At 64.8% G+C, this 13,854-nt stretch carries 15 protein-coding genes; 6 read left to right on the forward strand and 9 right to left on the reverse strand.

Annotated features, from left to right (window positions below; all coding sequences use genetic code 11):
* Positions 1-70: 70 nt before the first annotated feature.
* From Q0X68_RS01050 to Q0X68_RS01060, 3 genes are read right to left on the reverse strand one after another with little or no spacing between them, the layout of a single operon-like run.
* A complete protein-coding gene (locus Q0X68_RS01050; RefSeq protein WP_297746271.1) occupies positions 71-1,705 on the reverse strand; it encodes an ABC transporter permease subunit in 1,635 nt (544 codons plus the stop codon).
* Positions 1,702-2,589: an ABC transporter ATP-binding protein gene (locus Q0X68_RS01055; RefSeq protein ID WP_297746274.1), complete on the reverse strand. Its 888-nt coding sequence runs from the start codon at positions 2,587-2,589 to the stop codon at positions 1,702-1,704. The genes Q0X68_RS01050 and Q0X68_RS01055 overlap by 4 nt, the downstream gene beginning before the upstream one ends.
* Positions 2,586-3,224 carry a TetR/AcrR family transcriptional regulator gene (locus Q0X68_RS01060; protein ID WP_297746276.1) on the reverse strand — a complete coding sequence of 213 codons (639 nt, stop codon included), beginning with the start codon at positions 3,222-3,224 and terminating at the stop codon, positions 2,586-2,588. The genes Q0X68_RS01055 and Q0X68_RS01060 overlap by 4 nt, the downstream gene beginning before the upstream one ends.
* A gap of 94 nt (positions 3,225-3,318) precedes the next feature.
* On the opposite strand from Q0X68_RS01060, the gene Q0X68_RS01065 reads away from it, so the two are divergent.
* The 5 genes from Q0X68_RS01065 (at position 3,319) to Q0X68_RS01085 (ending at position 5,648) form a co-directional block, all read left to right on the forward strand.
* Positions 3,319-3,477, forward strand: coding sequence for a CopG family transcriptional regulator (locus Q0X68_RS01065; RefSeq protein WP_297746279.1), 159 nt, complete (start codon positions 3,319-3,321; stop codon positions 3,475-3,477).
* Positions 3,474-4,181 carry a hypothetical protein gene (locus Q0X68_RS01070; protein ID WP_297746282.1) on the forward strand — a complete coding sequence of 236 codons (708 nt, stop codon included), beginning with the start codon at positions 3,474-3,476 and terminating at the stop codon, positions 4,179-4,181. Before Q0X68_RS01065 ends, Q0X68_RS01070 begins: the two co-directional genes overlap by 4 nt.
* A gap of 61 nt (positions 4,182-4,242) precedes the next feature.
* Positions 4,243-4,380: a hypothetical protein gene (locus Q0X68_RS01075; RefSeq protein ID WP_297746285.1), complete on the forward strand. Its 138-nt coding sequence runs from the start codon at positions 4,243-4,245 to the stop codon at positions 4,378-4,380.
* 340 nt (positions 4,381-4,720) lie between these two features.
* On the forward strand, positions 4,721-5,116 hold the full coding sequence (locus Q0X68_RS01080; RefSeq protein WP_297746288.1) for a globin: 396 nt from the start codon (positions 4,721-4,723) through the stop codon (positions 5,114-5,116).
* Positions 5,106-5,648 carry a hypothetical protein gene (locus Q0X68_RS01085; protein WP_297746291.1) on the forward strand — a complete coding sequence of 181 codons (543 nt, stop codon included), beginning with the start codon at positions 5,106-5,108 and terminating at the stop codon, positions 5,646-5,648. Before Q0X68_RS01080 ends, Q0X68_RS01085 begins: the two co-directional genes overlap by 11 nt.
* A gap of 483 nt (positions 5,649-6,131) precedes the next feature.
* Here Q0X68_RS01085 and Q0X68_RS01090 read toward each other — a convergent pair whose 3' ends face one another.
* The 6 genes from Q0X68_RS01090 to groES all read right to left on the reverse strand — a co-directional run bounded on the left by Q0X68_RS01090 (position 6,132) and on the right by groES (position 12,565).
* A complete protein-coding gene (locus tag Q0X68_RS01090) occupies positions 6,132-7,205 on the reverse strand; it encodes a hypothetical protein (protein ID WP_297746294.1) in 1,074 nt (357 codons plus the stop codon).
* 377 nt (positions 7,206-7,582) lie between these two features.
* Positions 7,583-7,882 carry a chorismate mutase gene (locus tag Q0X68_RS01095; RefSeq protein WP_297746299.1) on the reverse strand — a complete coding sequence of 100 codons (300 nt, stop codon included), beginning with the start codon at positions 7,880-7,882 and terminating at the stop codon, positions 7,583-7,585.
* Positions 7,879-8,985, reverse strand: a complete 1,107-nt coding sequence (locus Q0X68_RS01100; RefSeq protein ID WP_108870438.1) for a GuaB3 family IMP dehydrogenase-related protein — start codon at positions 8,983-8,985, stop codon at positions 7,879-7,881. Before Q0X68_RS01100 ends, Q0X68_RS01095 begins: the two co-directional genes overlap by 4 nt.
* An 18-nt stretch (positions 8,986-9,003) precedes the next feature.
* Positions 9,004-10,518 (reverse strand): IMP dehydrogenase, encoded by a 1,515-nt coding sequence (gene guaB, locus Q0X68_RS01105; protein ID WP_297746304.1) that lies wholly within the window; start codon positions 10,516-10,518, stop codon positions 9,004-9,006.
* A 145-nt stretch (positions 10,519-10,663) separates the two neighbouring features.
* The gene (groL, locus tag Q0X68_RS01110) at positions 10,664-12,253 is read right to left on the reverse strand and encodes a chaperonin GroEL (protein ID WP_108870440.1); all 1,590 of its coding nucleotides are present in this window, start codon (positions 12,251-12,253) and stop codon (positions 10,664-10,666) included.
* 12 nt (positions 12,254-12,265) lie between these two features.
* Positions 12,266-12,565, reverse strand: coding sequence for a co-chaperone GroES (gene groES / locus Q0X68_RS01115; protein WP_108872290.1), 300 nt, complete (start codon positions 12,563-12,565; stop codon positions 12,266-12,268).
* Between the two features lie 472 nt (positions 12,566-13,037).
* On the opposite strand from groES, the gene bioB reads away from it, so the two are divergent.
* Positions 13,038-13,823, forward strand: a complete 786-nt coding sequence (gene bioB, locus Q0X68_RS01120; protein ID WP_297746309.1) for a biotin synthase BioB — start codon at positions 13,038-13,040, stop codon at positions 13,821-13,823.
* Positions 13,824-13,854 lie beyond the last annotated feature (31 nt).

A 13,854-nucleotide genomic window follows, 5' to 3' on the forward strand; every position in this document is an offset into this window, starting at 1 on the left:
ACGGTCGCTTTGGCCCGCGGCCCTGCCTGGCAGTGCCATCGACGCGATCCCGGCTGCGCAGAAAGAGCCGTCACACGCGCAGGTCGCGCTGCCGGAACCACCAGAGTGCCGCGACGATGCACGCGGCCCCCGCGCCCACGAGAATGAGCACGTGCCCCCAATCGGCGCCGTGCGCGAGCGGTTCGGACGAGGAGTAGTAGTGGAACGGCGAGAGGCGTGCGTAGTCGGCGGTGTCGGGGCTCAGCCGGAGCATCGCGGCACCGAAGTGCCCGACGACGCCCACCCCCACGGCCGTCCACGTCGCTTTCTGCGGGTTCCCCGTCGCGGCGGCAACGAGTAGTGCCAACCCTCCGACGAAGGCCCCCAACGCGAACAGGTGCGTCGCCGTGCCCAGCACGTGGGATGGCTCGAGCCCCATGTCGGCGATCGCGGAACCCACCCACACGCCCAGGCCGGTGCCGTAGGCGACGATGGCCGCGTACGCGAGCATCGTGAGCGTCGTCGCGACGACGAGCCGGGCGCGCGGCACGGGCGCGGCGAGCACCGGACCGAGCCGGCCCGAGCGTTCCTCCGCGGCCAACCCTGCCGCGGCCACCGCCACGACGACGATGACTGCCGCCGGTGCCATCATGCCGAACGTCTCACCCCAGTAGAATCCGGTGGGTGTCGACATGTCGCCGGCTCCCGCGAGCGCCATCATGTCCATCGGCAACGACTCCATCATGGTCGCCAGCGACGCCTCGAGCGCCGCGTAGATCGGCCCCATAGACACGCCCATGAACAGGCTCATCACCGCGCTCACGACGACGAGCAGGGTGAGGCTGCGGCCGAACGTGAGTCCGAACAGCGATGAGGCACGCCGCGAGAAACGCGACAGCACCGGCAACGACCGCAGTCGCTCGGCGAGCGTCGCCGGCGGGATCGTGCGCAGGTCGCGGCGCGGCAGCCAGAGGATGCCGACGAGGAGCAGCGCCGCGGAGAGGCCGAGCAGCAGCGCGAGGTGGCCACCATCGAGTCCGCTGACGAGCGCCTGCTGATCGGCATACCAGTGCCAGGGCATGAACTTCGCGTAGTCGGCGGTGTCGGGCGAGAGCGGCAACAACCCGGCACCCAGCCAACCGAACGCCAGCACGGCACCGCCGATCGCCCCTGCGAGAGACTTGTTGCCCGTGACCGCCCCGACGGCGAACGCGAGCGCCCCATGGAAGAGGGCATTGGCGCCCAACGCCACACTGAGCGCGCCAATGTGCGCCTCGCCGAGCGACACCGAGTACAGCATCCCCGCCAGGAGCGAGGTGCCCCACAGCGTGAGCGTTGCGACGGCGATCACGAGCACCAGCACGAGCGCTTGGCTCACCACCGTCGCCGTCCGCGAGACGGGGTGCGCGAGCAGGAACGACAACCGCCGCTCACCTTCCTCCCCCGCGATGGCCTGGGCGCCAATCGCCACCGCCACACCGGCGAGCGCCAGGCCACCCATCGTGCCGAGCATCTCGGTGTAGGCGAAGATTTCGGGCGAGGCACCCTCCGGCGTCCCCAGCAGCGCGCGGATGGTCTCCGGCATCTGCTCGTAGATGCTGAGGTCCAGCGACTGGTAGATGCCCAGCCCCATCAACAGCATCGCGAAGACCGCCACGACGGCGGCCGTCGCGCCCTTCCAGTGCTCGGCCAACCCTCGGCCGAGGAGCGCAACGCCCGCGCTCATCGCGGGTCCTGGTAGAAGGCGAGGAAGACCTCTTCGAGGTCGGCGTCCGAGGCCGACAGGTCGAGGATTCGGTACTTGGATCCGACGGCCTGCAGCAGGGAGCCGAGTTCGCCGTCGAAGCTCAGGTGGACGTGATTTTCGTTCACGACGATGTCGCGTGCGCCGTCGACGGCTGCGAAATCGGCGGGATCGGGTTTGGGTTCGACGAGCATGGTCACCTTGCGCACGGCACGGAGGTCGTCGATGTCCTCGACGGCGACCATCTCGCCGTGGCGGATGATGCCCACCCTGTCGGCGACGCGCTGCACCTCCGAGAGCGTGTGGCTGGAGAGGAAGACGGTGCGCCCCTCGTCGGCGACCTCACGCACGAGCGACTGGAACTCGTGCTGCACGAGTGGGTCGAGCCCCGCGTTGGGTTCGTCCATGATGAGCAGCTCCGGCTTGTGCATGAAGGCGGCGATGAGGCCGATCTTCTGCCGGTTGCCGGTCGAGAGTTCGCCGGTGCGCTTGTCGAGGGTCGCATCGAAACGTTCGGCGAGTTCGTCGACGTAGGCCTGGTCGACGCCGCCGCGCAGGCGGGCAAAGAACTTCAGGGAATCGCGTCCGGTCATCTTGGGGTAGAGGGCGAGGTCGCTCGGCAGATAACCGAGCCGTCGGTGGATTTCGACGGCGTCGCGACGGGAGTCGAGACCGAAGAGCTGCGCGGATCCTGCGGAGGCGCGGATCTCGTCGAGAATGATGCGGATGGTGGTTGACTTGCCCGCTCCGTTGGGCCCGAGGAAGCCGTAGACCTCGCCGGGGCGCACATCGAGGTCAATGCCGCGCAGGGCCTCATGCTTCCCGTAGGACTTGCGAAGGCGTGCGATGTCGATGACGGGGTTCATGCTTGGTCCTTGTTGGTCTGGGCTTGGAAGGTTTGGAGCACCTGGGTGACCACCTCGTCGGTGTAGAGACCGGAGAAGACGGCGAACTGGGCAGCGACGTAGTCAACGAAGCCGGGCTCGGCGGAGAGGTCGGCCTGCGTGATGTCGATGCCGATGAGGCGCTCCATGTGCTCGTGGAGCACGAGCGATCCCAACGCGTAGAGGGTGAGCATCTTGGCGGCCAGGTCGACGTCGGGCAGGGGTTTGAGGAGGCCGTCGTCGATGGATGTTTGGATGTAGCCCGCCGCGTCGGCGGCCATCTGGTCGACGAGGGCGTCGATCTGCGGGCTGGACGTGCCCAGCCGTCTGGCGAGGTAGCCGAGGATGTGGGCGTTGCCCGTCTCCCGAAACAGTGCGAGGACGTCGACGGAGGCACCCTGGGCGATTCCCTTCTCCTTCGACTGGCGCACCAGGCCAGCGATGTGAGAATCACATTCGCTGATGAGCGCATCCATGGAGCCGAAGTGGTGGCGGATCAGGCCGGGGCTCAGCCCCGCGCGCTCCGCGACGCCGCGCGCGGTGGGCGTCTGCCCTGCGTCGACAAGCTCGATCATGGCGTCGCGCAGTCGGGCACGCGAGGTGAGATCATCATGCATGATACGAGTGTACAAGAAAATATACACCTGTATAAGGCGACCCGTACACCCCAAGGCATTGCCACATGGATTCTAGATTGCTAGCACCCTAGCCATGGAAACCGCAGTAGGACCCAAGCGCGCACAGTTCAATGTGTATCTGCCGCAGGACCTGATCACGCGCATCAAGCATCGCGGCATCGACGAAGGCCTCAGCCTCTCGGCGCTCGTGGAAAAGGCACTCGAGCAGTACCTCAAGGAGAACTACGAATGACCACCGTCCGACCAATCCTGTACACCGAGCACCCCGAGCAGTGGCTGAAGATCATGACGGCCCTGGGCGGCGAGGCCCTCGTCGACCAGGACGGCTGGGCGCTGGTCCAGCTCGACCATGGCCGCGTCGCCTTCCACTCACCGATGGAGGACTACCCGAAGGGGCAGGTGGACCTGTGTCTGGAGGTCGAGGACCTCGACGAATGGGCCGAGGCCTGCGGCACCACCGTCGAGGATCAGCCGTTTGGCCGCGCGGCCAAGGTCAGCACTGACGACGGCATGAGCCTGGCCGCCCACGCGCCCTCGGCAGGGTCGAACCACCACGACGATGGCCCATTGAGCGTGATGCCGATCTGGGTGACGCCTGACGTGGAGCAGGCCCGGAAAACGCTGAAGACGGCCGGGCTCCGGGAGCGCATCGCCTCGGACTCCGGCGCGTGGGTGGACTTCCAGGCCGACTCCGGGCTGGTCGCGATCCACGGCGCCAGCGAGAGCACCAGGGCGAACACCGTGCTCGGATTCGAGTACGACGGGGATGTCAACGACCTCGTCGCACCGTTGAAGGAGGTGGGCGCGGACCCGGTGGTGATCGACGAGACGTTCGGCCGCACCCTGCAGTTCGCCGATCCCGACGGCGGGGAGCGGATCTGGATCAACCAGACCCAAACCGACCTGTACGGCTACTCCACGCAGGACCGGGTCTGAATCTCAGGACCAGTGTTGGGCGGATTCGGGATGTAGATCCGCCCGGCACTAGCCTCGTGCCATGTCCACCTTCAACGAGCGCGCAGGCGGGACCGCGACGTTCCGCCTGCTCACGCACGAGCGCTGGCCTGGCACATCGTGGGCTGGGCGGTGCTCGTCGTGCTCGTCGCGCGGGCATTCCTCGTCGGACGCCAAGTGAAGCGGGCGAGATACTCAGAAAACTGACCGTTATCCTCCACAAGAAGCATTTGACCCCCGGTTTTCGGGAGAAATCTGCAGGCGTGGAGGAAAACGGTCATTTCGTCCCCCACCCGGTGATCGTGCAGCCCCTTCCCGATGATTCAGTAGCCGCGCCCGCCACTACCCGATGATTGAGTAGCCGCCGAAGGCGGCGTATCGAAATCATCCCACGCCCCGACCGTTATCCTCCACACCTGCAAAAAACCGCCGAAACCAGGGGGTTCATGGCCGCGCGTGGAGGATAACGGTCACTTTGGCCCGCTGCCCCACTGGGAAACCCGGCAACTAAGCTATGCGGCATGGCTGATGGATCGTTCTACGAGCGCGTGGGCGGGCGCGCCACGTTTGAGCAGCTCGTGCGCGAGTTCTACAAGGGCGTGGCCTCTGATCCCCCGCTGCGCGCAATGTACCCGGAGGAAGACCTCGGCCCCGCCGAAGAGCGGACACGCATGTTCCTGGAGCAGTACTGGGGCGGGCCGAAAACCTACAGCGAGCAGCGCGGCCACCCGCGTCTTCGCCTCCGCCACAACCAGTTCAAGGTTACGCCCAAACAAGCCGAGCGCTGGATGCGCCACATGTCGAACGCCATCGATACCCTCACCCTCTCCCCCGACGACGAGCAGCAGCTCCGCGCGTACCTCTCGCGTACCGCGCAAGCGATGATCAACTCCCAGGAGGACGCCAATGACCAGTGATGATGAGCGCCCCATCGCCGTTCTTAGTGTCCCGGTTCGCACAGCACTGCAGAATCTTGGCAGCCAATCACTGCTACTGGGTCGAATCATCGGCTGGCTCGGCCTCACCGCCTTCACAGGCCTGACCGTATTGTGTGGGGTTCTCGCCGTTCTTTCCTTGAACCGCGATGACGTCTCAGATGCTTCCACCGGCTTCATGGTGGCGGCATTTTTCGCTGCCTGCGCATTACTTGCGCTGTTTCTCGTGCGACGCTCCAGGCAGTCATCCCCGCAGCGGCAGCTCATGGAGTCCAACGTCGTCATGACGGTGACGAGCCGCACTATCGAGTTTCCAGAGATTCCTGGTCGCGAGCCAGCGGAATCGTGGCCGCTCGATCAAACTCGCACGCAATGCAAACCTGGCCCCCGCGGCTTTCTCATCCTCTCCACCGCAGGAAAGCGTCCGAGAAAACTTGCCCAGCCCTTCATACAACTACCTGTCGAGGAAGTCCAATGCCGCATCCTTGAAGCTCAACGAGCATTCCGCAGCTAACGTTAGGACGTACGATCAGATTCCTCTGCTTGCGCTGAGTCTGAGCTCAAGCGCTCGACGGTTCCTCCCCAACCGTGGGCTTCTTCGTCAGCGATGACGGCTTGCGCCTCTTCCGCAAGTAGTAGAGCGTCTTGGTAAACGGCCTGGGCCTCATCGATTCCCGGTATCGGGTTACTGTCAAGACCCGTTTGCGAACGCATTGTATGCACTACCTCTTCCGGAGTCCCTTCTGGAACCGGCGGGGCAGGTGCGTCTTTCCCCGTAGATGAGGCTGCATTCAACTCTGCTCGAAATGCGGGGTCTGCCAGCAGCGTCCGAAGTGGACGCCGCCCATTCGCAATCGATTCCAAGCGCTTTTGGAACGCAGGATCATCAGTTCGGGCAGCCCGTTCCAGCAAAGACTCGCGCAATTTCTCCCTGAACTCTCGCCCACCCAACATCTGGCTAGCGAGCGGGTTCATGCGTGGTGTCGACATTAGTTCCTCACCCTTCTGGGAGTGTCACCCATTCGATTTCAGTCGTGTAAGCGCCGATTGTCGCTCCAATGCCCATCATCAGGTTGGCCAAAGCCATAGCCGCTCCGAAGGCAGCGCTGATCGCCTCTAGCGCGGCATAGATGGCCGTGAGAACTCCAGTGACTGCCGTTGCTCCTCCGGTGAAGGGAGCAGCGAGTGCCTCCAAGAAAGTCCCACCCGTGAGGAGCATGGTTATTACTGCGTCCACGACCGCGTCGACGAGCGACCAGATGGCATTATGAAAACCAAATGCCGCTACCGCAGCGTCATGGTATTGATCCGCCAGCTGTGAGAGGGGAGCCTGTGCTCCTTGAATAGCATCCACGGCCGTAGCAAAATACTCACCCGCAGCGGTTGCAGCAGCGTCGTCGTACCAGCCTTCGAACATGAGTTGCATCCTGCAACGCAGCTCGTCGCCCATGTCAGCGAAGAACTCACCGATCAGGTCCCATCCTTGGCTGCACTCATCAAGAGCCATCCAGTCGCCAACTAGCCACTGCGACGCCTTGACGAAAGGATCTTCAAGCCCGAACCAACTGCAGACCTCCGCGATCGCTTTCCGCGCGAGGCTGGCTCCGGGCATCCAATCTGTCCATGACATCACATCCCAGATCCAGTGGTCTAGGTTCGAGTCGATGGGAGTGTGTAGTGAATCTGTCCACCACAACTCGTTGGATTGCACATTCCCGTCTGGCGGCGGACCGACGGGTTCGAGGCCCTCCTCCATTTCGAGGTCGCTCCAAAGCTGTGAGACTTCGTCGAGGTTAGCCTGCTCATTGGCATCATAGGCCGAACGAGTCTCGGTGAGATTCTCGGCCGCATTGCCGAGAAGTCGTTCGCACCCAGTGAAGAGATCACCGACGTTGTCCAAACACTGCTGGTGCGCATCCATGATGGACTTGAACAATATACCGCCGGAGTCGTCTCGGATAACTCCGAAGCCGTTGCCCCCAGCCATACGAGCCTCGCCCAGGCCCACGTCTTCGGTCAGTGCTTCGAGTCCGGCAATGCCGTCGGAAACGATCTCGCGGTCGTAATGCATGCGCACGACTTTAACAATTGGTGGGGTCACTCCTCCGGGCATGAATGGGCCCGACTATCAAGGTGAGAGTGGCGAAGATAGCCGCCACAACAAGCACCGTAGTCACATCAGAAATGCGCCCCAGCACGTGTAGCAATAAGCCTACGACCGCCGCAATTGTGGTCGTCACACCTAGCAAGAAAGGCAGCACTCCTCCCATTCGTTGAGCTGATGCCGACGGCACAGAAGCCGCAGCGCTTAGCAAGACCAGCGTTGGCCCGCCCGGATAACCCAAGAGCGGATACAAGACGGCCGCAAGCCACGCCATGCCCAGCGAAACGGTGGTGAAACTCAGCCACATACGCCACGCAGTGCGCATCCGCCGCTGCGCAGAACGCTCACGATTGCTCATCGCGGATCTGTTCGTGGTGGCGGACGACCTCGCGCACGATGAACTGGAGGAACTTCTCGGCGAACTCGGGGTCGAGCTGGGATTCCTTCGCCAGCGCGCGCAGGCGCTCGATCTGCTGGGCCTCGCGGGCGGGGTCGGCGGGCGGCATGTTGTGCGTCGCTTTCAACTCCCCCACGCGTTGCGTGATCTTGAATCGCTCGGCAAGCAGGTGCACCAGCATCGAGTCCAGGTTGTCGATGCTGTCGCGTAAGCGGCGCAGTTCGGCGCGGGCCTCGTCGTTCGTCATCGGTGGAGGATGAGGTTGCTGCGTTGGAAGCTCTTCACGTCGGTGTAACCCGTCATGGCCATGGCCTTGCGCAGGCCGCCGGCCAGGTTCATGGTGCCGTCGGGCACACGCGACGGGCCCACCACCACTTCCTCCAACGAACCCACCTGCTCGAAGAAGGTGCGCTCGCCACGCGGCAGTGTGCGGTGCCAGGCCTCGGGGCCCCAGTGCCAGCCCTTGCCCGGCGCCTCCGCCGCGCGAGCCAGCGGCGAACCCACCATCACGGCGTCGGCGCCACACGCGATGGCCTTCGCGATATCGCCCGAACGCCCGACGGCGCCGTCGGCGATGATGTGCACGTAGCGGCCGCCGGACTCCTCCAGATAGTCGCGACGAGCCTCCGCCACGTCGAACACCGCCGACGCCATCGGCACCTCGATGCCCAGCACCGACGCGGTGGTGTGCGTCGCGCCGCCACCGAACCCGACGAGCACACCCGCCGCGCCGGAACGCATGAGGTGCAGTGCGGCGCGGTACGTCGCCACGCCGCCCACGAGGACAGGGGTATCGAGGTGGTAGATGAACTCCTTGAGATTGAGCACGTCGTCGCCACCGCCCACATGCTCGGCGGATACCGTCGTGCCGCGGATCACGAGGAAGTCGAGCCCCGCGCCCTCGATGACGTCGGCAAATTCCTGCGTGCGTGCGGGCGACAGCGAAGCCGCGACGGGCACCCCCGCGTCGCGGATCTGCCGCAGCCTGGCTTCGATTAGCTCGCGCTTGATGGGTGCGGCGTAGGTCTCCTGCATGCGCCGGGTGGCGGTCACCTGGTCGAGTGGGCCGGTCAGCGCCTCGTACTGCTCGGTCGGGTCTTCATATCGGGTCCACAGACCTTCGAGGTTGAGCACGCCCAGGCCGCCCAGTTGCCCCATCTTGATGGCGGTCTCCGGCGACATCACCGAATCCATCGGCGCCGCGCAGATGGGAACGTCGAAGGTGATGGCGTCGATCTTCCAGGTGAGGTCCACCTCGGAATCGCTGCGCGTGCGTCGCTGCGGCGCGATCGCGACGTCGTCGAAACTGTACGCAGGGGTGGCGCGGTTGCTGTGACTCAGTTCGTACATATCCTCAATCTTCTCGGGTTATCGGCGCGCGTAGTTGGGGGCTTCCACGATGTTCTGCACGTCGTGAGGGTGCGATTCCTTCAAGCCGGCGGCGGTGATACGCACGAACTTGCCGCGCTCCTGCAGCTCGGACACGGTGCGGGCGCCGACGTAGAACATCGACTGATGCAGGCCGCCCACGAGCTGATGCACGACGGACTTCACCGGCCCGCGGTACTGCACCTGACCCTCGATGCCCTCAGCGATGAGCTCGTCGTCGCTCATCACGTCGGCCTGGAAGTAGCGGTCCTTCGAGTACGACTTCTTGCCGCGCGAGCTCATGGCGCCGAGCGAGCCCATACCGCGGTACTGCTTGTACTGCTTGCCGTTGATGAACACCGTCTCGCCCGGCGACTCCTCGCAGCCAGCCAGCAGCGAGCCCACCATGACGCTGCTCGCGCCTGCCACCAGGGCCTTCGCCACGTCGCCGGAGTACTGAAGGCCGCCGTCAGCGATCAGCGGCACGCCGGCTGGTTTGCAGGCGAGCGACGCGTCGTACACGGCGCTGACCTGGGGCACCCCGACGCCAGCAACGACGCGCGTCGTGCAAATGGAGCCTGGGCCGACGCCCACTTTGACGGCGTCTACACCCGCGTCGATGAGTGCCTGCGCACCCGCGCGGGTGGCGACGTTACCGCCGACGATCTGCACGCCGTCACAGGCTTTGTCGGCCTTGAGTTTGCGGATCATGTCGAGCAGCAGCTTCGCGTGGCCGTGAGCCGTGTCGACGACGAGCACGTCCACGCCCGCTTCGATGAGCAGGTTGGCGCGCTCCCACGATTCGCCGAAGTAGCCGACGCCGGCGCCGACGAGCAGCCGCCCGTGCGCGTCCTTGGATGCGTTCGGGAACTGCTCCGACTTCACGAAGTCTTTCACCGTGATGAGGCCGGTGAGCTTGCCGTCGGCATCGACGAGCGGCAGGCGCTCGCGCTTGTGTTTGCGCAGCAGCGCGGTGGCGTCGTCGCGGGAAATGTCTTCCGGCGCGGTGATGAGCGGCATGGGGGTCATGACGTCGCGCACGAGCGTCGATTCCCACTCGGCGACGGGTGTGAAACGCAGGTCGCGGTTGGTGCAGATGCCGAGCAGCGTGTTGTGTTTGTCGACGACGGGCAGGCCGGAGATGCGGTACTGGCCGCAGAGTTTGTCGAGGTCGTCGAGCGTGGCGTCGGGGCCGATGGTGACGGGGTTGGTGATGCGCCCGGTCTGGGTGCGTTTCACCAAGTCAACCTGGTAGGCCTGGTCTTCCATCGAGAGGTTGCGGTGCAGCACCCCGAGGCCGCCTTGACGGGCCATCGCGATGGCCATGCGGGATTCGGTGACGGTGTCCATCGCCGCCGACACAACGGGCAGCTTCAACGAGAGTTCACGGGTGAACTGCGTAGTGGTGTCCACTTCGGAGGGGATCACGTCGGTCTCGCCCGGCAGCAACAGGACGTCGTCGTAGGTGAGCCCAAGGTAGTCGAATGGTCCGGGTGCTTCAGCTTGTGTCGTCATTCCTCGCCTCTCACGCTCCGTTCAATGGGCACTGCCAGCGATTCTACCCACATGCGCCGCGACGACGGTGCGGCCAGCCACCGCAGATACGTCAGTGCCCCGGGGCCGTGCAGCTCCCGGGGCACCGACGTTTGACGTGGCGAGGTCAGTCGTCGTCTTCGTCCTTGGGCTTGTCCACCACGAGGGTCTCGGTGGTGAGCAGCAGCGCGGCGATCGACGCGGCGTTGGCGAGCGCGGAGCGCGTCACCTTCACCGGGTCAATGACGCCGTTCGCCACGAGGTCGTGGTACTCGTCGGTCTTGGCGTTGTAGCCCTGGCCGACGGGGAGTTCCGCAACCTTCGAGGTGATGACGTAGCCAGGCTGGCCGCCGTTCTCCGCGATCCAGCGCAGCGGCTCAACCGCAGCCTTGGCGACGATCTGGACGCCGAGCTTCTCGTCGCCCTCGAGACCGAGGCCATCCTCGAGCACCTTGGCCGCGTGGATGAGCGCGGAGCCGCCACCGGCGACGATGCCCTCCTCGATGGCCGCGCGAGTAGCCGAGACGGCGTCCTCCACGCGGTGCTTGATCTCCTTAAGCTCCACCTCAGTGGCAGCGCCCACCTTGATGACGCAGACGCCACCGGCCAGCTTCGCGACGCGCTCCTGGAGCTTCTCGCGATCCCAGTCGGAGTCGGTGCGCTCGATTTCGGCGCGCAGCTGCGCCACACGAGCCTCCACTTCGGAGGATTCGCCAGCGCCGTCGACGATGGTGGTGTTGTCCTTGGTGACAACGACGCGACGTGCGCGGCCGAGCACCTCAAGACCCACCTGGTCGAGCTTCAGGCCGACCTCGGGGGCGACGACCTGGCCGCCGGTGAGGATGGCCATGTCTTCCAGCATCGCCTTGCGACGGTCGCCGAAGGCCGGAGCCTTCACAGCCACGGAGGTGAAGGTGCCGCGGATCTTGTTCACGACGAGCGTGGACAGCGCCTCGCCGTCCACATCCTCAGCCACGATGAACAGCGTGCCCTTGGCGCCGATGACTTTCTCCAGCAGCGGGAGGAGATCGTTCATCGAGGAGATCTTGCCGGAGTGCAGCAGGATGTACGGATCCTCGAGCACGGCCTCCATGCGGTCGGCGTCGGTGACGAAGTACGGCGAGAGGTAGCCCTTGTCGAACTGCATACCCTCGGTGAACTCGAGCTCGGTGCCGAAGGTCTGCGACTCGTCGACGGTGATCACGCCGTCCTTGCCCACTTTGTCGAACGCGTCGGCGATGAGCTCACCGATCTGCTCGTCACGCGACGAGATGGTGGCCACGGAGGCCATTTCGTCGGTGGTGGAGACGTCGCGAGCGTTCTTGCGCAGCTCCTCGACGACCGCGTCGACGGCCTTCTCGATGCCGCGCTTGATGCCGACGGGGTTGCCACCGGCAGCGACGGCGCGGAGGCCTTCGTGCACCATGGCCTGCGCCAGCACGGTGGCAGTGGTGGTGCCGTCGCCTGCGACGTCGTTGGTCTTGGTGGCAACTTCCTTGGCGAGCTGAGCACCCAGATCTTCATACGGATCCTGGAGCTCCACTTCCTTGGCGACGGTCACGCCGTCGTTGGTGATGGTGGGCGCACCCCACTGCTTGTCGAGCACGACGTAGCGGCCCTTGGGGCCGAGGGTGACCTTCACGGTGTCGGCGAGGGTGTCAACGCCGCGCTCAAGCGCGCGGCGAGCTTCCTCGTCGAAAGCGAGAATCTTTGCCATGAGTTGCGCTCCTTACTTGGAGACGACGGCGAGGATGTCGCGTGCGTTGAGGAGCAGGTACTCCTTGCCGTCGTACTTGAGTTCGGTGCCGCCGTACTTGGAGAAGACGACGACGTCGCCCTCGGCAACGTCCATGGGGACGCGCTTGGCGCCGTCGTTGTCGAAGCGACCGGGGCCGGTAGCGACGACGCGGCCCTCCTGGGGCTTCTCCTTGGCGGTGTCAGGGATGACGAGCCCGGAAGCGGTGGTCTGCTCGGCTTCGAGGGGCTCAACGAGGACGCGGTCCTCAAGAGGCTTGATCGTGACTGCCACGTCAAACACCTTCCTGTCTGGTTAACCCGGCGGCGTGGCGCCGGGGTGCAATGTCCATTTTGGGTTGCCGAGCGTCGTCGCGGTGCCGCACGGCGTTGGCACCCAACCACGTCGAGTGCCAATCCCAAAGCTATACCCCTATTAGCACTCAATTCAACCGAGTGCCAGAATCTGGCTGCAATTCGACCTCTTCTCCGGGACGAAACCGTGCCGCACGCTGCACCGTCGAACGCATCGTGAGCGCGTCGCCCGCTTGGCATCCGCGCACCGCATCGGCCGACGCGACACGGCCGCAAGGCAGCTCGTCGCCGCTCACCTTCGGGTGTCCGAAAGATTTGCCACACCCTCTTTGAAACCCAGAGGTCCGGCGCAGTGGGGCTCAACGTTTGCACTCGGCGAGGCCGCAGCAAGCGACTGCCGAACGAATGGATAGAGTACGAGTTGAACAGCATTCAAAAAGGAGGCTGCCATCATGGACCTCAATGAGCTCGCCGACCGTGTCATCGCTGGCGGCCAGATCACCCGCGACGAGGCACTCGCCATCTTGCGGCTGCCCGATGCCGCCACCTATCCGCTCGTCGCAGCCGCCGGACGCGTGCGTCGACACTTCCACGGCAACACCATGAAGGTGAACTACCTCGTCAACCTCAAGTCAGGCAAGTGCCCAGAAGACTGCTTCTACTGCTCGCAGCGGCTGGGTTCCGAAGCCGACGTCCTGAAGTACACCTGGCTCAGCCACGACGATGCCCTCGCCGCCGCCAACGCCGGCATCGCTGCGGGAGCCGGGCGAGTTTGCCTCGTCGCGTCCGGCCGCGGCCCCAGCAACCGCGACGTAGACCGCGTCGGTCAAATCATTCGAGACCTCAAGAAGGAACACCCTAATGTCGAGGTCTGTGCCTGCCTCGGCATCTTGAAGGAAGGACAGGCCGAACGCCTCGCCGGCTCAGGCGCCGATGCCTACAACCACAACCTCAACACTGCGCAATCCCATTACGACGAAATCTGCACCACCCATGACTACGCAGATCGCCGCGATACCGTCCAGCACGCCCGCGAGCACGGCCTTTCCGCCTGCTCTGGGCTCATCGCGGGCATGGGCGAAACCGATGAGCAGCTCGTCGAGGTGGCGTTCCAGCTGCTCGACGTCGGGGCCGATTCCGTGCCGGTGAACTTCCTCTTGCCCTTCGACGGCACCCCGCTCCAAGGCCACACAGAGCTCACTGCACACAAATGTGGCTCTTCACAAACCAGGGTGTAGGTAGTGCTGTTGGGGGGTTGCGGCGTGGCGG

The sequence above is a fragment of the uncultured Tessaracoccus sp. genome, assembly GCF_947286155.1.
Classification (GTDB): Bacteria; Actinomycetota; Actinomycetes; order Propionibacteriales; family Propionibacteriaceae; genus Arachnia.